Origin of the sequence: Acinetobacter sp. LoGeW2-3, from assembly GCF_002688565.1 — a bacterium.
GTDB lineage: Bacteria > Pseudomonadota > Gammaproteobacteria > Pseudomonadales > Moraxellaceae > Acinetobacter.
Window position 1 is genome coordinate 574925 of the sequence record NZ_CP024011.1, and the last position, 21664, is coordinate 596588.

The following is a 21664-nucleotide window of genomic DNA, read 5'->3' on the forward strand; positions in this document are numbered from 1 at the left end:
TAGCGGTCATTTTGGACTGCTCAACATGTTAACTTTGGAGCAAGCAGTGACAATCCAAATTCTTCATCAACAAGGTCTATCCATTAAAGGGATCAGTCGTGAACTTGGGGTGTCCCGAAATACTGTGCGTAAATATTTACGGCACAAGGAAACACCTCAGTATCGGCGTACACAACCTAGAACTAGTATTCTTGATCCATATAAACCCTATTTACTCCAACGTGTAAATGCAGCACATCCTGAATGGATTCCTGCCGTTGTGCTCTACCAGGAAATTTTAAGGTTTGGATATCCAGGAAAGATCAGGATATTGAGGCAATATCTTGCAACATTAAAACCAGTCGCCAAACCGGAACCCGTTATTCGTTTTGAAACTCAACCTGGCCAACAAATGCAGGTTGACTTCACCACGATTCGACGCAACAACACGACTTTAAAAGCATTTGTAGCCACATTGGGTTACTCCAGAGCAACCTTTGTCAAATTTTATGATCACGAACGCACTGAAGCATGGATTGATGGATTGGAAAATGCATTCCAATTCTTTGGCGGAGTGCCTCAGGAAATCCTGTTTGATAATGCCAAAACTATTATGATTGAGCGGGATGCTTATCAAGAGGGGCAGCATAAATGGAACCCCAAACTGCTCGACTGTGCCAAGAATTATGGCTTTCGCCCCCGCGTATGTAAGCCCTACCGTGCACAAACCAAAGGTAAAGTTGAACGTTTTAACAGCTATCTAAAATCCAGTTTTATTGTGCCATTGAAGGCAACTTTAAAGACTGCAGGATTGACTTTAGATGTGGTGACCGCCAACGCACATATTGGTCGATGGCTACATGAAACAGCCAATCAGCGAATCCATGCCACCACACAAGCAAAACCGGTTATTCGTCTGCAGCAGGAGCAGGAAAGATTTGCGCCATTACCGCGATCAAATACGGTTTCCGGCACTGTGCCTATTGCAGCGGCACAGCATGTAATGCCCTACGAAAGTCTGCAGCATCCATTATCAGTCTATGACCAATTGCTGGGAGCTTCATGATGAATCTGCAATACGAACGTATAGAGCAGCTTTGCCAAAAGCTCAATCTACCCGCCATCGCATCACAATGGTCACATCATGCACAACAAACATTAGGTCAGGATGGAAGTTATGCTGACTTTGTTGAAGCCATGCTGATGCATGAATATGCTGCTAGGCAACAGCGTAGTCAGCAGGTATTAATGAAACTTTCAGGGCTGCCTCAAGTGAAAACGCTGGAAGGCTACGATTTTAATTATGCACTGGGTGCTCCCAAATCACAGGTGGTTGAGTTGTTCAACCTGAGCTTTATCCCGAGAGCAGAAAATGTGGTGTTTCTTGGTGCTAGTGGTGTTGGAAAAACACATTTATCCATGGCATTGGGCTATAAGGCCATCATGAACAATATCAAAACCAAGTTTATTACCGCTGCTGATCTCATGCTGCAACTTAGTACAGCCTATCAGCAAGGTAAATTGAAAAGCTATATGCAGCGCGTGATACTCGCCCCGAAATTACTGATTATCGATGAAATTGGTTATTTGCCCTTTGGGCGTGAAGAAGCGAATCTGTTCTTTAACGTGATTGCCAAGCGTTATGAAAAAGGCAGTACGATATTGACGTGTACTAGCTCAAACCTGATCTGACAGTTACCCATTTTTTATTGTGCCTGTCAGGTTAAATTTGAGCTAAATTTTTCTCAGCCCAAATCCGTTTTCCATCAAGTAAAGTTTCAAGTGGTGTACGACCACAGCACATTTTTCCTTGATGAGTTCGTTCAGTATTATAGAATTTCAGCCAATCGTCTAGATCAACTTGTAATTCTTCCAATGAGCTATAAAGCTTCTTCCTAAATGTAATTTGATAGAACTCCTGCAAAATCGTCTTATGGAAACGCTCACATATACCATTTGTTTGCGGGGAAGCTGCTTTTGTCTTCGTGTGATCAATATCATTAACTGCCAGATACAACTCATAGTCATGTTGTTCTACCTTACCGCAATACTCAGTACCTCTGTCTGTGAGGATGCGAAGCATTGGTAAGTCCTGAGATTGATAAAATGGCAACACACGATCATTGAGTAAATCAGCCGCTGTAATCGGTGTTTTTGTTGTATAGAGCTTGCAATGAACGACCTTGCTATAAGTGTCGATGAATGTTTGTTGGTAGATTCGTCCAACACCTTTGAGATTCCCGACATAAAAGGTGTCTTGCGCGCCTAAATAGCCTGGATGAGCTGTTTCGATTTCACCACAAGCAACGTCATCCTCATGCTTACGTTCAAGTGCCGCAATCTGCTGATCATTTAATTCAATACCATCCTGTGCCACTTTAGCCTCAAGTGCTTTTAAACGCTTCTTAAAGTTTTCTAAATCATGACGAAGCCATATAGAGCGAACCCCACTCCCTGAAACGAATACACCCTTCTTGCGTAATTCATTACTAGTACGGTGCTGACCATATGCGGGATATTGAATTGCGAAATCAATAACAGCCTGTTCAGTAGCATCATCTACACGGTTTTTTAAATTTGGTACTCGACGGGATTTATTGATCAGTGCGTCAATATCACCAGACTTCACTAACTCTTGATAGCGATAAAATGTATCTCTTGAAACACCCATCACTTTGCATGCTCTGGATACATTCTGAAGCTCTTCAGCTAAATTGAGCAGACCTACTTTGTGTTTAATGATTTGATTGTTAGTATGCAACATAAGAAAGTTACCTTTGTTTGATTAAGATTTCGACACCTTTATCAAAACGGGTAACTTTCTCTTTTTCAAGAAGAATGTACGATCAAGTCTGAACTAATACAATTGACGAGTAACTTACCATTTAGCCAGTGGGCAAAATCCTTTGCAGATGATGTGACATTGACTGCTGCAATGTTAGATCGGTTACTGCATCATTGTAATGTCGTACAAATATCAGGTGAGAGTTATCGTTTGAAGGATAAAAAAAGAATTGGGATTCAGCCTCAGGTTGAAACTTAATAGGAAATCAAAGGGGTCAATTTTACTTTGCCATTCGTAAGGTAAAAGGGGTCAGTTTTTAAATGCCGTTGACACCCTTTGTCTTGTTATCCATGATTAATTCACACCTAATCTTTCACGCTGGTAACTGCCATCTTGAACTCGACGACACCATTCTAAATTATTTAAATACCATTCAACTGTCTTACGTAAGCCTGTTTCAAAAGTTTCTAACGGCTTCCAGTTAAGGTCTCTAGCAATTTTTGAAGCATCAATTGCATAACGTACATCATGTCCAGGACGATCTGTTACATAGCAAATCAAACTTGTATAGGATTGCTTATCGTCACGAGGCTTTAGTTCATCCAACAACGCACAAATTGTTCGTACAACTTCTATATTTTGCTTCTCGTTGTGTCCGCCAATATTATAGGTTTCCCCTACCGCTGCCTGACAAGCAACTTGATAAAGAGCTCGCGCATGATCTTCAACAAATAACCAATCTCTGATTTGCTGGCCATTTCCATACACAGGAAGTGGTTTTCCATCCAAAGCATTTAATATCATGAGTGGAATCAGCTTCTCTGGAAAATGATATGGTCCATAATTATTTGAGCAATTAGTAACGATAGTAGGAAAACCATAAGTTCGATACCATACGCGAACCAAATGATCCGAACTTGCCTTACTCGCAGAATACGGTGAGCTAGGGGCATAAGAAGTTGTTTCGGTAAATAACTCTGTTGTTCCCTCTAAATCACCATATACCTCATCCGTTGAAATATGGTGAAAACGAAATTTGGCTTTTTTATCACCACCTAATGTCAGCCAATATTTTCTTAAAACCTCTAAAAGCGTATATGTACCTACTATGTTTGTTTTAATAAACTCTGCGGGTCCATCAATAGAACGATCTACATGGGATTCTGCTGCCAAATGCATGACAATATCAGGCTGAAAATCTTTAACAATTTGTGCTACTGCAACTTCATCACAAATATCAATTTGGTGAAATGAATAACGAGTATTTTTTTCAACTTCAACTAGAGACTCTAAATTACCCGCATAGGTTAATTTATCAATATTCAATACTTCATCGTCTGTATGGTTAATAATATGACGAATAACCGCAGATCCAATAAAACCTGCTCCACCAGTAATTAAAAACTTCATAACCTAAACCAATTGATGCTCTAGTGAATTATAGTATCTAATTCAATAAATCATATTAAAAAAGAGAACAAATAAAGCTATCCAACTTATCCACTACTTTATTGAACTCATAATGATCCAATACATCTCGATATGCAGAAACAACAAGATTCGATCTTTTGATAGGGTCCATAATGAGGTTAGCTAATTTTTCAGATAAATCTTGAACATCACCACATTTAGCCATTATTCCATTTTCATTATCCCTAATGATTTGCTGCACACTAATGTGGTCACTAGCAACCACTGGTTTTCCCCAGGCAAAAGCATCTAATATAGCTAAAGGCTGAGTATCATTCATGGTAGGAACCAAGGCAATATCAATCTCTTTATAAAACTTTATTTTATCTTTACCACCAACCCACCCTAGAAACTTGACTTCATTTTCTAATTTTAAATCTTTCACTTGCTGGATCAGTGATTCCTTTTGCTCTCCTTCCCCAGCAATTAATAATTTAACCTGATATCCTTTTTGCTTCAGTTGCTCTACAGCAGCAATTGCTAAATGTGTACCTTTATATTCGACCAAACGAGTCATAATACCTAAGATTACAGGCTGTCCTAATGTATTACTAAAAAATGGTTGTTCATCGGGTAAATGAATTAAATTGGAGATAATAGCTTGGTTTTTTTTAGTTAAATCTACACCTTTCTTTTCTGCTGCTTCTGCAACACATTGCGCAACATAAGGCGTAATATGAATAAATCCATCTGCTCTTATCGTTCTTTTAACATTATGGCTATGGTTCATTGCAATAACAGAGCATTTTATTCGTGCAAGAAATATTGCATTTTTAAATAAATAAACTGCACGTCCACTATGAGCAATCACCACATCAGGACGATAGCTACGCAACCATAAAGCCAATTTCACTGCAGCGAATAAATCATAAAAACCAGAACTATTCAGAAGAAATTTCGGATAATGTTCAGATTTCAGTTTTCTATTTTCATCGCCAAATACTAGGATACCTTCATGCCCCTTACTCGCGAGTGCATCGAAAGTATTCAGCATAGCTTGCCAACGCCCACCCGAAGCATCACCATATACAGTGTGAATGATTTTTAACGTGTTCAAGAAAAAGAGCCTTCGCAGTAAGTTTACCAATCGTTCATTGGATTGATCTTTTATTCTAATATTTTCGAGATAGATAAACCATCATCTCTCTGAAAATAATCTTTCCTATCCATGGCTTATCCCCCATCTGACAATGCTATAGAATTTTGTTACCATAACAAATAGATAGATCAAACCTTCAAATATGATGAAAAGCAAACCTAGCCTTGCAGTTCTCCTGATTCATGACCAACGTGCTGGACATTTAAATCCCAGTCTTGGCGTATATGACTGCCTAGAAACAGCTTATGCAACAACTTTAAATAAAGCTGAAACTCCTGATATAAAAAAATGGCAGATCAGCCTGTTAAAAAAACTGAGTTGGTATCCTTATTTATTCGATCTTTGCTCACGTATTGTTTTTAAAGATTTGCCACCCAAACAAAATATTGACTGTATTATTTGTTCAGGCATGCCAAATTTGCTCTATGGCCTTGCGATAAGCCGGAAATTAAAAGTTCCAATATTTTATGCAGGCGATTTGCGTAAGGTAAATGGACAGTTGGTCAACTGTACTATTACAGCAATAGAACAAACGACTGACTCTGACCAAGTAGTGTTAACCACTCCCCCAGTAAAAAAAGACTTTTTTACCTTACAGGAAGATCAGCTTGATCAAACTACGGCTTTATTAGTTTTAGGTGGTCCGACAGATGAGCATCCTTTTTCATCTGAAGATTTTGAAAAAATGATTGAAAAATTTATTGCCTTTTGTGCTCAAAATCAGTTGAAAGGATTAATTACCAATTCTCGCCGCACACCTAATTTAGAAGACTATTTTCAAAAGACCCCTATTCCTTCAAATATTCAATTACATTTAGTTCAAACTGAAAATGCTTTATCTTTAGTCCAGCTTATTAAACAATCCAGCTATATTTTTGTTACGGAAGATAGTACTTCCATGCTGGCAGAAACAATTCAAAGTGGCCGTCTGGTTAGCTCAATTTATAGTTCCAAATCTATTTTGGAGACTTTGAATCGTAAATATCTACAATATAATCTAATTCAGAGACAAAATTTGACAGAGAATTTTAAGCGTCCTGAGTTAAAAAATACCCAAGACTTAGATTTAATTGGACCGATTGTTCAAGCATTTAAACGTAATTTAGGATATTAAAATGATCTCAGTCATTCTCACCCATTACAACAAAGGTTTATTGCTTAATAGAACGATTGATTCATTACAACCTGAAGATAAAAATTTACATGAAATTATTGTGGTGGATGATTGTTCTACAGATCCAGAATGGACTATTAATTCCCAATATCTACTAGAGCATTATCCTAAAGTTAAAATCATTCAAAATACAGATAATCAAGGCCCTGCTGTTCGACTGAATCAAGGCGCATTGGCTGCAACCAGTGATTATCTCTTTTTTATGGATTCTGATGATATTCTAGCCCCTAATCGCTTAAATATGTTTTTAGATGAAATGCAAAAACATCAGGCAGACTTATGCTATGCAGAAAAAGTAAAGATTCACGATTCAGATGAAATTCAAAAACACACTATTGGAATCTGGGAGTCTAGTACTACTCCTTTAAACTATGTGCTTAAAAATAATATTATGCAAATGTGCGTGATGTGTACGCGAGAATTATTTTTAAAATCAAAAGGCTGTAATGAAAATATATTTATTCAAGATGAATCACTGGCCTTAAGTTTAGCCAAACATTCTGAAAAAATTATTGCTAGTAATTTACATAGTGTTTTTGTTCTTTTAGATGCAAACGAAACCAAGTCAGTTCGTGGTGAAAATCGCTTATCACGTCATTTAGAGCAACAGCACCATGATATGTTCTTTACTATTGATGACTTTATTCATGATTACCCCAATATAAATGAACAGGATAAAAAATTATTAACTAAAAAAGCACTTTCAACCTATTGGAAAAGTATTCGACATCGACCTGAGAAAAAATTCTCTGATTTATTAATTTATTTAGCTGCACACATTAGTCCTATAGGCACTTGGAACAAGCATCATCAAAAGCTTACTACTTATTTTAACCAACTTGATCATGTACGTAAGATTAATAAACGAGCGTGATTACGCTCGTTTACCCAACTTCAAGCGCAGCTTCACCGCAAACAGCGAGTCTTTCCCACTAATCTTGATACGCTGCAGCTGCATAAAGTCTGGCGAAATACTGTCTATACCTTCTTTTGTGGTCACAGCATTGCTATAACCCGCCTGTTTCGCCAGCTCTACATCACGCTGTGAATAAATCCCGAATGGATAGGCAAAACTTGTCACAGGCTTGGCAATTAGAGCTTCAATCTGATGTTTAGATTCCGTTAATTCCTTCAGAGATGCTACATCATCCAATTTGGACAAATTTGCATGGGTCATAGTATGTGAACCAATTTCAATCAAGCCTGAATTAGACAATTGTTTCACTTGTATATCATTTAGCTTTGGCTCATGTGCTAATTCACCACTATTGTGATGGGCTTTTTTATAGGTTGACCAATCACGGTCATGACGATCCACCACGACATAAATAGTAGCTTTAGCCTGATATTTTTCTAAAATTGGAAAAGCGTTTTCTAAATTATCTAAATATCCATCATCAAAGGTAATCGCAACCGTTTTTTCTGGGTGATTCCCCCAATTGTCCTGCAGTTCCTGCATAGTCACAAAATGAAAACCCTGCGCTTTCATCCATGCAACTTGCTTATCAAACTCAGCTGGCTTTACCCGTAATTTATTAAACTTGGCTCCATCAATATGTTCACGTACCATGTGATACATCAAGACACGTGGTCTTTTCCAGTCTACTGCTGGTTTCCACCATGCATATTTTAAACTGAAGACCATTGCAACTATCAGAACAACAAAAACTATATATATCACGCTAAAAGAGCCTGCTTATGGAGCAAGTAGATATGTTGCCACACGCTCTGCCTCTTTAAAAGCAATCGTAGCGACTAATTTATTAAGCTGACTGGAACTGGAAATAAGCTTCAATTCGCCTAATTTATTTACTGACTGCGTAATCCTATCTTCCTTCAAACGATCAATCTCTATCACTCCGACTTTACAGCCTGCAGTTAGTGCCTCATAAATCATTGAAACACTGTCTTCAGTCACCCACACCGCTTCTGCTTTCTGCATCTCTTCAAAGATCCAGCCTCGAGGCGTCTGCTCTACCGGAAATATCTGTAATTTTTTACCATAAGACTTTGCTTTTAAAACACTTAAAAACGCTTTAGGAGTACGACGCGATGTGGTCAGAACCAACTCACATTCAAAGTTATTTTCTATAATTTGTTCAATTACAGCCAGCACTTTTTCATCATTCCATTGATGACGTTTAGACGAACCACCTAAAGCAATCAGTATCCTTTTTTCCTGATGTCGCCTTTCATTTACAATTGGATTGAGCGCACCTTGAGTCAAAATCACATTATCCTTTTCAGGTACGCCATCATGTTCTGGAATCACCACATGATCAAACCAGGAAAATGGAAAGTTTGGCTTCATCAAAATTACTGTTTTAGCCTCAGAAAATACCTTCCCCAGCAGCAAAACCCGTAATTGGGTATGACTACCTACGCCAAAAATATAATCAGGGGCATGTTGAAGTGCTGCATACTGACTTTTACCCAATGAAAAAATCAAAGAGAAAATAGGCAAGTTTTCAATCGAGGCTTCTTCAAAGGTCACACCAGTTTCGGACTGTCTTTGCATGGCTTTATACAAGCCCAATGCCTGCGAGCGATGCCCTGCTTTTCCATCACTGACATAAACAATATGCATAACTGAAATGACCTATCCCGAACCCAATAAAAAAGGCGAAACTTTCGTTTCGCCTCTCATCTTAACCGATCGACTTATTTTACGTAAGTTAACCAGTGCGCATATTTAGGGTCTTTACCCTGAACCGCATTAAAGAATGCTGTTTGGATTTGCTCAGTAATTGGACCACGTTTACCTTCACCGATTTGACGATCATCATATTCTCGGATAGGCGTTACTTCAGCAGCAGTACCGGTGAAGAATGCTTCATCAGCGATATAGAATTCATCACGGGTGATACGGCGTTCAACCACTTCAAAACCAAGATCTTTAGCAAGAGTAATAATGGTTTGACGAGTAATACCGTCCAGTGCACCACCAGCGATATCAGGGGTATGAATCACACCATCACGTACCAGGAATACGTTTTCACCAGAACCTTGGCATACATAGCCTTGTGGATCAAGCAGCATTGCTTCGTCATAACCCGCATGTGCTACTTCTTGGTGTGCAAGAATAGACAGTGTGTAGTTACCAGATGCTTTTGCTTTACACATGGTCACGTTTGGATGGTGATGCGTAAATGATGAAGTTTTTACGCGAATACCCTTCGCCATCGCTTCATCACCTAGGTAAGCACCCCAGCTCCACGCAGCAACGACTGCATGAATAGTATTGTCAGTTGCAGCAATACCTAGTTTTTCAGAACCAATAAAGATAATTGGACGTAAATAGCAAGATGCTAATTTGTTTTCACGAACGACATCAATTTGAGCTTGTTCTAATGCTGCATGATCAAATGGAACTTTCATTTGATAAATTTTTGCAGAATTAAGTAAACGTTTAGTGTGTTCTTTCAGACGGAAAATAGCCGTTCCATTCGGAGTTTCATAAGCACGAACACCTTCGAACACGCCCATGCTGTAGTGCAAGGTATGTGTTAATACGTGAGTTTTCGCCTCACGCCAGTCTACTAGTTGTCCATCTTGCCAAATGAAACCATCACGATCAGCCAAATTCATGCCACAAACTCCAATTTTTCACAATTATTCACTATCCAGTGCAAATACTGCACTTGGATCAATCAGTCTTTGCCATAACTTGCAAACGGTCTTTCGGGTATCGTGCCAGTCGCTTGCAGACACTTGCATGGATTGATTTGCAAGGGCTAAGCGGTGGCTCTCGGCGCGTTCACGGAGATAAGCTTGAATCAGAGCAGTCGCATCGTCGCTGGATAAGCAACCTGATTTTGCGGCATCCTCAAGGATTCTTACATTGTCGGAGTAATGGGCGAGATCTTTATTCGTCCCACTCCAAGCTAACACCGCATACTGTGCCATAAATTCGATATCTACGATACCACCTGCATCTTGTTTTAAATGAAAAATCCCATCTTTTTTTTGCTCTTTGGAAGAACCAAGATGATCTTTCATTTTCTGGCGCATTTTTAGCACTTCTTCACGCACATGACCAATATCCCGTTTTTGGGTCAAAATATCACAGCGCAATATCTCAAACTTTTTACGTAGACTCACCTCACCCGCAATTGGACGGGCACGCACCAAAGCCTGATGTTCCCACAGCCAGGCACTCTTAAACTGATATTGTTCAAAGGCTTTTAGGCTGGTGACTAACAGACCTGCCTCGCCTGAAGGACGCAGTCGAGTATCGATCTCATAAACCCGTCCATCCAGTGTTTGCGTGGTCATGAGTGACATGAGCTTCTGCGCTACACGCATGGCAAATTCAAAACCACTAATTGATTTTGGACCGTCAGTATCAGCCTGTTCATTCATATAGTGAATAAACACTAAGTCCAAGTCTGAACCATACCCCAGTTCAATTCCGCCCACTTTGCCATAACCAATCACGGCAAAAGCAGTATGATCTACCGAACAGCGCTGCCCTTCTGCATCGAGTGGGAATCCATGTTTTTTTGCCACCATTTGATAAGCTAGATGCAGCGCCGCATTTACTGACACTTCGGCAATATCGGTCAAGGCATCTGATACTTTCATTAATGGACTTTCTGCTAGAACATCACTAGCAGCGACAGCAAGTACATTGGATTTTTTGAACAGACGTAATACCCGCATCTGGTCTTCAACCTGATCCAGCTCAATACGCAGTAATTGCTGACGCAGTGAATCTTCCAGATCTTTGCGCTTTGGCAGCTCAAAGTCCATCGACAGAAATTCATCCAATAGCACCGGATAATGGGTTAATTCTTCACAGATCCAAGGGCTCACGGTTGCCATCTTGACCAGACGTTGTAATGCTCCTTTGCTTTCAATCAGCATCACCAGATACACGGTACGGCGCATCACCGACTCAACCAATGGCATTAGGCGTACCAAGGCAGTTTGCGGCTGATCAGATTGCAGAATTGCTTCGATCAGATAAGGCCAGAAGGTTTTTAAACGCTGTAAGGCTTTGGCAGGTAGTTTTTTTAGGGTATTGCTGTTCCAGAACTCATGCACCAGATTTCGTGCATTGGCATCCAATACCGCATTTAACTGTTGTTCCAGTTGAGTAAAGCTAGAGAGCTGGGTTTCTGGTCCATTTTCTTTGATCAGATGTTCAAACTGGTAAATGACTTTAGCCCGCTTCTGATCCAGTACTTGCATAAAGGCTGACCAGTCGGCAAAACCTAAAGTGTCAGCGATGCGTTGACGTGGATCATCTTCGGTAGGGAGTGACTGGGTCTGCTGGTCATTTAAGGCCTGAATCGCATGTTCAACCCGGCGCAGGAATAGATAGGCATCTTCAAGGTCTGCTACTGCCTGCTCATCCAGTAGTTCAGCTGCAACCAGATGCTTAAGGCTTACCAAACATTGGCGATCTTGCAGTTCTAGCTTGGAGCCGCCATAGATCAGCTGATACACCTGCACAATAAACTCGACTTCACGAATTCCGCCAGCACCAAGCTTGATATCATCTTCGATATTGCGGCGCTGTACTTCACGCTGGATCATCGCTTTCATTTCACGCATCGCGGCGAAAGCACTGTAATCCACATAGCGACGGAACACGAAAGGACGTGTCATTTCAAGGAGTTCATCACCTTCAGGGGTTGGATTGACAATCCGTGCCTTGATCCAGGCATAGCGTTCCCATTCACGCCCATGCTGACTGAGATATTTTTCCAACGCGATATGGCTGATGGCTAGAGGTGAACCATCACCCCACGGACGCAAACGCATATCGACACGGAAGACAAAACCATCCGAGGTAATATGATCCAGCAGATAGATCAGCTTCTGCCCCCACAGGATGCAGAATTGCTGTACATCGATACATTTGCGTCCATCTGTTTCACCCTGTTCATCAAAGGCAAAAATCAAGTCAATATCACTAGAAAGATTGAGTTCCTGAGCACCAAGTTTGCCCATAGCAATCACGATCAGTTCTTGCACCTTACCGTTATAGCCAATCGGTTGGCCATATTTAGCAACTAAAGGAATACGGGCAAAATCTTTGGCTGCACAAATCGTAGCATCAGCAAAATCGGAAAGTTCTCGCGTCAGGGTAATAACATCAGTTTGTTGATTGGCATCCTGCCAGATCCAGCGAAACATCAGGCGAGCACGTAGTGTCCGTAATGCACTCATCCATGCTGTTTCATCACTAATATTGGCAAGGATATCTGTAACAGATTGTTTGATTTGTTCAGTACTTAGAGCATCCTGAAAATGATCAATTGCATAATCCTGCTGCAGCAAGGCAGCGTGTCTGGACAATACCTGCTCGGCATATTGGCTTGCCCTTAAAGTCTTCTGCAATTGTACTTCGTTCATTTTCAGTCCTGTCACCTGCAAGATTTTTTCTAGTTATAACAGGTGACTGGCAGCGCTGTGAATGCTTTGGACGGAAATTAATTTTTTTCTTTTAATGCACCTGCTGGTTCTGCAAGCGCTAACGCCTGATGTTCATTGGTGGCTTTAGGCAATAGTACGGTGAATGTTGTCCCTTGACCTTCTTTGGAATCCACATAAATTTGACCATGGTTCAGGTCGACAAAGCGTTTACATAATACCAGGCCAAGACCCGCGCCTTTTTCATTATCTGTACCTTTTAAACTCACGGTAAGATTTGGTTTAAACAGATTTTGCATCTGTTCTTCGGTCATACCCAGACCGGTATCCTGCACGCTGATTCTAACCAGTTCATCTTCAGCTTCAGCCGTCAGAATGACCTGACCTTGCTGATCATTCGGAGTGAATTTCAGGGCATTGGAGACCAGGTTTTGTAGCACTGAAGTAATCATGTTGATATCGGCACTAACTTTCACTCCTTCAGGAATATGATCAATCAGCTCAATTTTTTTCTTCAATGCTAGGCTTTTGAGTACGTCACAGACAATTTTGCTCGACTGTTTTAGCTCAAAGTTGATCGGATGGTAAACGAAGCGTCCACCTTCGGCCATTGCCCAAGTCAGCAGACTTTCCAGCAGGTTATAGGTTGATTTGGCATTTTCACAGAGATAGTCGGCAATATTCTGGATACTCGATTCATCCAGTGTTTGCCGTTCTTCTGCCAATACTTCCGAGAATCCAAGCAGACCATGGAAAGGCGCACGCAGATCATGGGCAATGATCTGGAAGAACTTGGTCTTACTGAAGTTCATGGCACATTGCTGCTCATACATTTCTTTCAGTTCATTATAGTCTTCGTGCAAGCGGATCAGTCCGACCAGACCTTCACCAAACTCCTGCACCAATCGGATATCTTCTGGATCAAAGCCATCTTCTTTCTGGTCAAAAAACACCACATGACCAATCGAATGCGTGTCGCTGGCTTTGAGATTAAAGGAGATCATGCGTTTATGCTCTACACCAAGATTACGGATGTATTCTGACATCTCGCTATAGGCAGGATGTGTATGATCTAGATAATCATCATTTTTCAGGTAAGTGAGCAAGTTTAATTCTGGCGGTGTTTCAAAACCCCAGAAATCTGAAGCAGTGGAATACCAGATATAAGGTTCTTTATGAAAACCCAGCAAACACTTTTCAGTCCTGAGTAATCGACGAGCGACTTTAGAGAATGTATTAATTAGGTTGTTGGACGTATTTACACCTAAAATAAGAGACAGGCGGCATGAGCTAAGCTGTTCAGTATTTTGACCTATCTCTAGAAGGTTAAGCTTCATCTCTGCCTCTCGTGGTTATGTTTATTTATTCGACCAAATTTATACAATCAATAACAAATAATCTAGACGGTCTCAACGACATTTCCTATCATCTAGATCAATTAATTGATTACATTTAACTACGTATGCGTTCGTTTTTTCTTTAAAAATTGTAAAACAAGTTTGACATTAATCGTTATTTGTAAACCTATAAATAACCCTACTAAAGCTAAACCATTGCCTACTTTTTCACCACCACTTGTAACACACGCTTAAATTAAATACTAGAACCCAGCTCACACATCATTAATTTATTTTTAAATAAACCAGTTAAAACAAATTATTTAGACCAATATTATTAAGTTTTACTTAACAAATCCATCTTTTTGAGTACATATGCTACTTTCTACTTCATAATTGTCAAATGATTGTTCGCTTAAATAACTTTGTTATTCCTTTAATTCTTTGATATGTCTACTTTTTGTTAACCAGACACAATAAAACTGGCATAAAGTACCAATATTTTTGTTAATAACCGAGATTTCCCTGCGATTAATTGTAAGTAGCCAATACAATTCTCATAAACTGCATCTTTTAAATTTATGCTTGTACGCTTAATCCAGATCATTAATCTTTTATAATTTTTTTCTCGACCAAAATTCAAATATAAAAAAAGCGACCCTTGAGGATCGCCTTCTTCATCGAGATGAAATCAATTATCTGAAATCAGGGCTACTTGCTGAACATAGTTGAACAGTTTTAGCTTGGATGCCGCAACTTCTGCTTCAGGTGCCTGATTTTTGAGATCACGATGTACACGCAAATAATGCTGACGTAGCGTATGACGCTCTGTCGCATTATAAGTTTTTGTAAATTCGTTAATCGCTGGATCACCGTCTTTGACAATACGATCCACCCAACGCTGTAATTGTGCTGTCTTTTTCAGACCCTGTTTAGGAGTCAAATAAGACAAAATCACAGTTTCATTTTCATTACGTAGTAATTTACCAATACGGGAGAATTGGCGACGACGTGCTTCATGTGAGCTAATTTGCTGAACATCCAGCAAGGCTTCAATCAAACGTTCTTCAACAGGAAGGTTTTTGATTTGTTTTGCACTCAGTTCTGCCAACTGTGCGCCTAAAGCAGCCATACGCTGAACTGCTTTTTTCTGTTCGGTTTTACTTGCGCGTCCCTCTAAAGATTCGAAATCTTCTTCAGTTAAACTGCTCGGTCGACGTGCCACGATTAATCTGCCTCATAAAATTTTGCCGCAAACAGTGCCTGAATTTCAGATAAAGCTTTTTCTTCATCTGCGCCTTCAAGTACCAAGCGTAATGTTGTGCCTTTGCCCGCTCCTAGCATGAGCAAGGACATGATATTTTTTGCATCGACGAGCTTATCACCCTTTCCAATCTGGATATTGGAACGAAATTTAGTGGTGACTTCAATGAGCTTACCCGATGCCCGCGCATGTAAACCCAATTTGTTAATTACGTCAACCGTCGTATCAATCATGACCAGTGCTTCATTTCTCGGTGGAGGACTTGAACAGACCATTTTGCCTCAAGCGCTTTTTTTAGTCTATCCACAATATAAACAGATCGATGCTGACCACCGGTACACCCCACAGAAACCGTAATGTAGTGACGATGTCCTTCAGCAAAAGCCGGTAGCCATTTATCTAAGAAGTGGTAAATATCCTGGAACATATCTTCCACCTGCTCACTTTTTTCTAAAAAAGTCTGCACAGGCTGATCGAGTCCGGAAAATTTACGCAGCTCCAAATCCCAGTGTGGATTAGGCAGATGACGCACATCAAAGACATAATCGGCATCTAGAGGAATGCCGTGCTTGTAGCCAAAAGACTGGAGAATCAGAATCAGGTTATCGGTCTGACCCAGCTTATGCAGCAAGGTATGCTTCAGGTCATGTACACTTTTGTCAGACGTATCGATATGTACCGTTGAGCGCAGCTGAATTGGCAGTAAAAGTAACTTTTCTTCCTGAATACATTCATTCAAGCTCTTGAAGCGTGCTGCTAATGGATGTGGACGGCGTGAAGCACTGAAACGTGCAATCAACTCTTGATCCTGCGTCGTCAAATAAATGACATCTACAGAGCCATGCTTCTGTAGCTGCTCAAAGACATGATCGAATTCCTGCAAATCAGCACGCGTACTGCGGACATCCACGCCCAAAGCTAACTGCTCAAGGCTATTTTCCTGATCCAGTTTGGCGACAATTTCAGGAAGCAGCGCCAGCGGCAGGTTATCGATACAGTAATAACCCAAGTCTTCCAGCACCTGCAAGGCAGATGACTTACCTGAACCGGATTGTCCTGTCACAATTAAGATGCGCTTCATGCACTGCTACCCTTTTAATGACTATGCAGAATATTTTACCTGCAAATTGTCGATCAAACGTGTCTTACCTAATTTTGCCGCGATGAATAACACAAGATCCTGATTAAATTCAGCAATCTTCTGTAATTCTGGCGTACGTGCCTCAATATAATCTACCACAAAACCGGCATCAGTAAGTGTCTGGCGAATGCCTGTCAAAACTGCATCTAATGCAACGCCTTCGTACAATTGCTGTTCAGCTGCTTTCAAGCTACGGTAGATGGTCGGTGCAGCCTGACGTTCCTGTTCAGTCAGGTAACCATTACGTGAGCTGAGTGCCAAACCATCTTCAGCACGTGCAATCGGCACACCAATGACTTCCAGTGGAATATTCAGGTCTTGTACAAACTGACGAATCACTGCCAACTGCTGGTAATCCTTTTCACCAAAGAAGGCATAGTTGGGCTGAACAATATTAAACAGTTTGGTCACCACCACAGCCACACCATCAAAATGGCCGGGGCGCTGTAAACCACATAGGTCATTGGTGATGTCAGACACGCTGATATTGGTCAGACGAGGTTTGTTGCCATACATCTGATCTACGGTTGGTGCAAAGACGATGTCACACCCTACTTCAGCCAATAACTGTTGGTCTTGCTCCAAAGTACGCGGGTAGTTATCAAAGTCTTCGTTTGGACCAAACTGAATCGGATTCACGAAGATACTAACTACTACGACATCACATAACTTGCGTGCTTCACGCACTAGGTTTAAGTGACCTTGGTGCAGATTCCCCATGGTCGGTACGAAGCCGATAATTTTACGCGCTGAACGAGCCGGGTTTAATGACGCAGCTAAACCTTGGATGGTAGTTTCTGTTTTCATCTTATAACTCAACCTGGAATGTATGTTCAGGTGCAGGGAATGAGCTGTCTAGCACAGCAGCATGATAAGCCTTGAATGCATCCAGGATTGCATTGGCACCTGATTGTTCTTTCATAAAGTTACGCACAAATTTGGCGGTATGACCAAAGTTCAGGCCGAGCATGTCTTGCACAACAAGTACCTGACCATCGGTGTCCACACCTGCGCCAATACCAATCACTGGAATCTCCGGGAACGACTCAGCAACTTCTTTGCCTAATTGTGCAGGCACACATTCCAGCAATAGCAATGCAGCACCTGCTTCAACCACAGCCTTACAGTCAGCAAGCAGCTGATCTGCCGCAGCACGGCTACGTGCCTGTAATTTATAACCACCAAAGACATTCACCGATTGTGGTGTCAAACCGAGATGTACACATACTGGAATACCATTACGCGTCATCACCTGTACAGTTTCAGCCAGCCAAGCTCCACCTTCCAGTTTCACCATCTGCGCACCCGCCTGCATCACTGTACGGGCGCTTTGCAAGGCATCATTCAATGTTGCATAGCTCATGAATGGCAGATCAGTCAGGATAAAGGCATGCTGATTCGCACGGCGCACTGCAGCGGTGTGATAGGCCATATCTGTCACAGTTACTGGCAAAGTAGAATCATGACCTTGAATAGTCATACCCAAAGAATCCCCGATCAGAATGCTATCTACTTCGGCAATTTCCATGGCTTTGGCCATACTGGCATCGTAGCAGGTCAGGCAGGAGAATTTGCGGCCGTCCGCCTTGAATCGTCTTAAGTCACTCAGACTGATCATGAAGGTGTTCCTCTCTAAATTGAAGTTCTCGCGAACATGCCAATCACTTAAAAATTAAAGATTCGCCCAGTTGGTACGATCCAGTACAGTCAGGGTCGATTGTTTTACGATGTCCAGGTTTTTTAATGATTGTCCATTCAGCTGTAATTCAGCATCCAGGTCCAGCAATGGCAATAATACAAAATCACGTTCCAGCACCCCTACATGCGGCACAGTCAAACGTTCATTCTGAATACGCTCATTACCGTAGATAAGTAAGTCCAGATCCAGCGTACGTTCGCCCCAGTGGCGTAAACGCACCCGGCCCGCTTCCTGTTCCAATGCCTGTAGACGATCCAGCAGATCAAGTGGTGCTAGATCCGTGATTAACTGCACCACAGCATTATGATAATTTGGCTGATCCTGTGGACCCATCGGTGGACTTTGATACAGATGGGACGCTTTTACAGCTCCCAGTGTTGCCAGTTTCTGTACCGCTTCGCCCATAATCTGACGTGAATCACCCAGATTACTGCCTAAGCCAATATAAGTAATGATCATTGTGTCGGCCCAAAAACAACCTGGCTTAAATCACGCTGTACACGCTTACGTTTCATAATTGGATGATCCGGACCGATCTCACCACTAGCACTCGCAGCTGCATGAGAAACCGGTTTCTCTGCTGCCGGCTTAGGCTTACGGGTACGACGGCTACGTGGTTCCGGTTCATTCACTAATGGCTCAATCTCAGTGGTTTCCTGAGCAGCAGCCAGACGTTGTTCCAGATGCTCTTCCTGAGTGGCCTTACGACGACTCTTGGCACGCTGACGGTTATATTGTGCAATGGCACGCTCTTTTTCGTCACCACCCATTTGCTGATAAGCATCCCACCAGCTACCCATGCCCTGTGCCGTTTCATCACCAGATTTTTCACGCAGTAACAGGAAGTCAAAACCAGCACGGAAACGCGCATGACCAGACAGTGCTTCAATCTGTTGCGGTTTTGGATTTAACAGACGGGTTTGCATTTCCCAAACTTCACGGATAAAGGTTTCCGCAAAACGTGGAATGATGGTACGCGTTGCCTGACGTTTTAAGACGTCCAGGCCGGCTTGGGCACGTGCTTCAGCAGGCACAATGCCTTTGCTTAAGTAGAAATCACAACGTTCCAGGAATGGCTTCCACAGCAATACCGCATAGAAGAATGCTGGATTAATCGTCTTGCCAATTGAAATACGCTGATCAGTATTGGTCGCAGCACGCTCAATAAATGGCGTGATTTCCGGTTTGATATCTGCAAATAATTGACGCCAGATGCCGAAATCAATGAGCATTGGCAATACGCGGTTCAGATGCCCCATCGTAAACAGCTTCTGCGATTCATCATAAAGACGGTGCGGAGAGACATCTCGAAGCAACTGGGTCATTTCTGGCGTGAAGATATCCAGAATGGCTTCATCAATATTGAAATTTAATTTTGCTGCAAAACGCAATGTACGCAACATACGTACTGGATCTTCTTCAAATCGAAGCGTTGGGTCTCCGAGCAAGCGCAGTGTTTTATGTTTAATATCATCTACTGCATTGCAGAAATCCAGCACGATGCCTTTGCGTGGCTGGTAATACATCGCATTAATCGAGAAATCGCGGCGAGCAAAGTCCTGCTCAATCGTGCCCCAGTTATTATCACGCAGGATCATCCCTGCTGCAGAAGTCACTGCTTTTTTCGGTGGAGCACGGAAAGTCGCCACTTCAACCAGTTCGCGACCAGAATAGACATGAGCAAGCTCAAAACGACGTCCGATAATACGACAACGTCGTCCGAATACTTCTTTGACCTGAGCGGGAGTTGCATCAGTTACAGCATCGAAATCTTTGGGATTCAAACCCAGCATTAGATCTCGTACACCACCACCAACAATATAAGCTTCATAGCCAGCCTTATTTAAGGCATCAATCACATCGAGGATATAAGAAGGTAATTGAGCGGTTGATAAACCACATTTTGACGCGCGCAAAGTTTGCAAAAGACGCTGTCTCCTACGTCTGAACGTAAAATTCTAAGATGACGCTAATCATATCGCTTACACAGCTAAAGGGCAATTTGATTATGTCAATCCTAAGCGTAGCTATGATTGAGGATTCACTTTAAATTTAGACCATTTACAATGCCAGTCTAGCCTGATTTTTAACAAATAGTGCAGGACCAATTCCTTTGACCAGCTGAATATCTTCAACACGTTTAAACTTGCCATGTGCGTTGCGATATTCAATGATCGCTTCAGCTTTCTTCTGACCAATGCCATGTAGCTGCTGCAACTGCTCAACCGTCGCGGAATTCAGTCGGATCTTGTCCGCACTGGAAACAGCAGAAAGCTCCGGCTTAGCCAGATAATGATTACTAGAATTTTGAGGAGTCTGGCTCTGCTGTTGCTTAAGCCGGGCATCATATTGTTGTTGCCTGGTTTTCCAGTCAGCATAGCTTTCATTTTGAGCAGCAGCGACTGTAAACGTACTGCTCAGTACAGATAAAATCGCAAGGATGCTCCTAATCAGCCCTCTGCTGATTGGCTGAAGTATTATTATTTTCATGTTTGGCCCGTTGTTTTATTTCTTGTTTCGCCTGCTCCCACAGCTGATCTAATTCAGTCAGTGAAAAGTCTTCTATATTTAGATTTTTTTGTACTGCCTGATGTTCCATCAAGGCAAATCGAGTACGGAATTTATGGATAGTACCCAGTAGTGCCATCTCACTCGAGATGCCAAGTTTACGACCAACATTTACCAGTGAAAATAAGCAATCGCCAAATTCTTCCAGAATTTCGTCGGAATTCTGCCCTGTCATCGCTTCCTTAAATTCACCTAATTCTTCTTCTAGCTTACCCATCGCTCCAGCCACATCAGGAAAATCAAAACCAATCTTCGCGACATTTTTCTGGATCTCATCAGCTTGTACCAATGCTGGGGCATGCTTTACTTCATCCAGACGGGAATGTGGTTTACCCTGCTTTTCTAGTGCCTTAATCTGTTTCCATAAAATAGACACATCTTCAGGACTGAGTTTGGAAAATTGTTCAGCCTGAAACACATGCGGATGACGGCGGATTAATTTTTCGCTAATCGCTTGCACCACATCCTGAAAATTAAAAGCGCCTTGCTCGCTGTACATCTGCGATTGAAAAACTACTTGTAACAGCAGATCACCAAGCTCATCACGCACATCTTCCGCTTTTCCAGAACGCACTGCAGCTTCAACCTCATACGCTTCTTCAATCGCATAACGTGTTAATGATTCAGGCGTCTGCTGCTGATCCCACGGACATTTTTCACGTAGTTCACGCATGATGCTCAGTAATTGTTCCACCTTAAAACCTCTTTATCTTATCGGACAAGAAAATATCTTTTGCTCAATGTTTGCTATGCTCTAAAAACAACCA

General features: G+C 41.6%; 20 protein-coding genes and 2 pseudogenes. 5 read left to right on the forward strand and 17 right to left on the reverse strand.

All coding sequences use genetic code 11. The features are described from left to right. Positions 1-25: 25 nt before the first annotated feature. Positions 26-1045 carry an IS21 family transposase gene (istA, locus tag BS636_RS02800; protein WP_099337415.1) on the forward strand — a complete coding sequence of 340 codons (1020 nt, stop codon included), beginning with the start codon at positions 26-28 and terminating at the stop codon, positions 1043-1045. Beyond that, positions 1045-1647 (forward strand): annotated as a pseudogene (istB, locus tag BS636_RS02805) (IS21-like element helper ATPase IstB); the annotation flags it as partial. The gene istA and the pseudogene istB, both read left to right, overlap by 1 nt. A 55-nt stretch (positions 1648-1702) precedes the next feature. Here the strand turns inward: istB and BS636_RS02810 are convergent. After that, positions 1703-2743 (reverse strand): IS481 family transposase, encoded by a 1041-nt coding sequence (locus BS636_RS02810; RefSeq protein WP_004642076.1) that lies wholly within the window; start codon positions 2741-2743, stop codon positions 1703-1705. Between the two features lie 102 nt (positions 2744-2845). Between BS636_RS02810 and BS636_RS02815 the strand changes: the two are divergent. Continuing rightward, positions 2846-3022: pseudogene (locus tag BS636_RS02815) on the forward strand (ATP-binding protein); the annotation flags it as partial. Between the two features lie 96 nt (positions 3023-3118). Here BS636_RS02815 and rfbB read toward each other — a convergent pair. Both rfbB and BS636_RS02825 read right to left on the reverse strand, forming a co-directional pair. Further along, entirely contained in the window at positions 3119-4174 is a 1056-nt protein-coding gene (gene rfbB, locus BS636_RS02820) for a dTDP-glucose 4,6-dehydratase (protein WP_099337416.1), read from the reverse strand. A 55-nt stretch (positions 4175-4229) separates the two neighbouring features. Beyond that, positions 4230-5291: a glycosyltransferase family 4 protein gene (locus tag BS636_RS02825; RefSeq protein ID WP_099337417.1), complete on the reverse strand. Its 1062-nt coding sequence runs from the start codon at positions 5289-5291 to the stop codon at positions 4230-4232. A 184-nt stretch (positions 5292-5475) separates the two neighbouring features. Between BS636_RS02825 and BS636_RS02830 the strand changes: the two genes are divergently transcribed. Both BS636_RS02830 and BS636_RS02835 read left to right on the forward strand, forming a co-directional pair. Next, entirely contained in the window at positions 5476-6447 is a 972-nt protein-coding gene (locus tag BS636_RS02830) for an ELM1/GtrOC1 family putative glycosyltransferase (protein ID WP_099337418.1), read from the forward strand. A 1-nt stretch (position 6448) separates the two neighbouring features. Then, positions 6449-7381, forward strand: a complete 933-nt coding sequence (locus BS636_RS02835; protein ID WP_099337419.1) for a glycosyltransferase — start codon at positions 6449-6451, stop codon at positions 7379-7381. Here the strand turns inward: BS636_RS02835 and BS636_RS02840 are convergent, their stop codons facing one another. The 14 genes from BS636_RS02840 to mazG form a co-directional block, all read right to left on the reverse strand. After that, positions 7382-8152 carry a polysaccharide deacetylase family protein gene (locus BS636_RS02840; protein ID WP_416202904.1) on the reverse strand — a complete coding sequence of 257 codons (771 nt, stop codon included), beginning with the start codon at positions 8150-8152 and terminating at the stop codon, positions 7382-7384. A 51-nt stretch (positions 8153-8203) separates the two neighbouring features. Continuing rightward, positions 8204-9094, reverse strand: a complete 891-nt coding sequence (locus tag BS636_RS02845; protein ID WP_099337421.1) for a mitochondrial fission ELM1 family protein — start codon at positions 9092-9094, stop codon at positions 8204-8206. A gap of 74 nt (positions 9095-9168) precedes the next feature. Further along, complete coding sequence (locus BS636_RS02850) at positions 9169-10095, reverse strand: branched-chain amino acid transaminase (RefSeq protein ID WP_099337422.1); 927 nt, start codon at positions 10093-10095, stop codon at positions 9169-9171. A 24-nt stretch (positions 10096-10119) separates the two neighbouring features. Further along, complete coding sequence (gene glnE, locus BS636_RS02855; protein WP_099337423.1) at positions 10120-12870, reverse strand: bifunctional [glutamate--ammonia ligase]-adenylyl-L-tyrosine phosphorylase/[glutamate--ammonia-ligase] adenylyltransferase; 2751 nt, start codon at positions 12868-12870, stop codon at positions 10120-10122. A gap of 77 nt (positions 12871-12947) precedes the next feature. Then, complete coding sequence (locus tag BS636_RS02860) at positions 12948-14225, reverse strand: sensor histidine kinase (RefSeq protein WP_099337424.1); 1278 nt, start codon at positions 14223-14225, stop codon at positions 12948-12950. A 691-nt stretch (positions 14226-14916) separates the two neighbouring features. Beyond that, positions 14917-15450 carry a ribosome biogenesis factor YjgA gene (gene yjgA / locus BS636_RS02865; RefSeq protein ID WP_099337425.1) on the reverse strand — a complete coding sequence of 178 codons (534 nt, stop codon included), beginning with the start codon at positions 15448-15450 and terminating at the stop codon, positions 14917-14919. Between the two features lie 2 nt (positions 15451-15452). Continuing rightward, complete coding sequence (locus BS636_RS02870; RefSeq protein WP_008303424.1) at positions 15453-15722, reverse strand: HPr family phosphocarrier protein; 270 nt, start codon at positions 15720-15722, stop codon at positions 15453-15455. Continuing rightward, positions 15719-16570: an RNase adapter RapZ gene (gene rapZ / locus BS636_RS02875; RefSeq protein WP_099337426.1), complete on the reverse strand. Its 852-nt coding sequence runs from the start codon at positions 16568-16570 to the stop codon at positions 15719-15721. The genes BS636_RS02870 and rapZ overlap by 4 nt, the downstream gene beginning before the upstream one ends. A 21-nt stretch (positions 16571-16591) precedes the next feature. After that, a complete protein-coding gene (panC, locus tag BS636_RS02880) occupies positions 16592-17437 on the reverse strand; it encodes a pantoate--beta-alanine ligase (protein ID WP_099337427.1) in 846 nt (281 codons plus the stop codon). 1 nt (position 17438) lies between these two features. Further along, complete coding sequence (panB, locus tag BS636_RS02885; protein ID WP_099337428.1) at positions 17439-18248, reverse strand: 3-methyl-2-oxobutanoate hydroxymethyltransferase; 810 nt, start codon at positions 18246-18248, stop codon at positions 17439-17441. 54 nt (positions 18249-18302) lie between these two features. Beyond that, complete coding sequence (gene folK / locus BS636_RS02890) at positions 18303-18788, reverse strand: 2-amino-4-hydroxy-6-hydroxymethyldihydropteridine diphosphokinase (RefSeq protein ID WP_099337429.1); 486 nt, start codon at positions 18786-18788, stop codon at positions 18303-18305. Next, positions 18785-20254, reverse strand: a complete 1470-nt coding sequence (gene pcnB / locus BS636_RS02895; RefSeq protein ID WP_099337430.1) for a polynucleotide adenylyltransferase PcnB — start codon at positions 20252-20254, stop codon at positions 18785-18787. The genes folK and pcnB overlap by 4 nt, the downstream gene beginning before the upstream one ends. Before the next feature lie 136 nt (positions 20255-20390). Continuing rightward, positions 20391-20819 carry a ComEA family DNA-binding protein gene (locus BS636_RS02900; protein ID WP_099337431.1) on the reverse strand — a complete coding sequence of 143 codons (429 nt, stop codon included), beginning with the start codon at positions 20817-20819 and terminating at the stop codon, positions 20391-20393. Further along, on the reverse strand, positions 20776-21591 hold the full coding sequence (mazG, locus tag BS636_RS02905; RefSeq protein ID WP_099337432.1) for a nucleoside triphosphate pyrophosphohydrolase: 816 nt from the start codon (positions 21589-21591) through the stop codon (positions 20776-20778). The genes BS636_RS02900 and mazG overlap by 44 nt, the downstream gene beginning before the upstream one ends. Positions 21592-21664 lie beyond the last annotated feature (73 nt).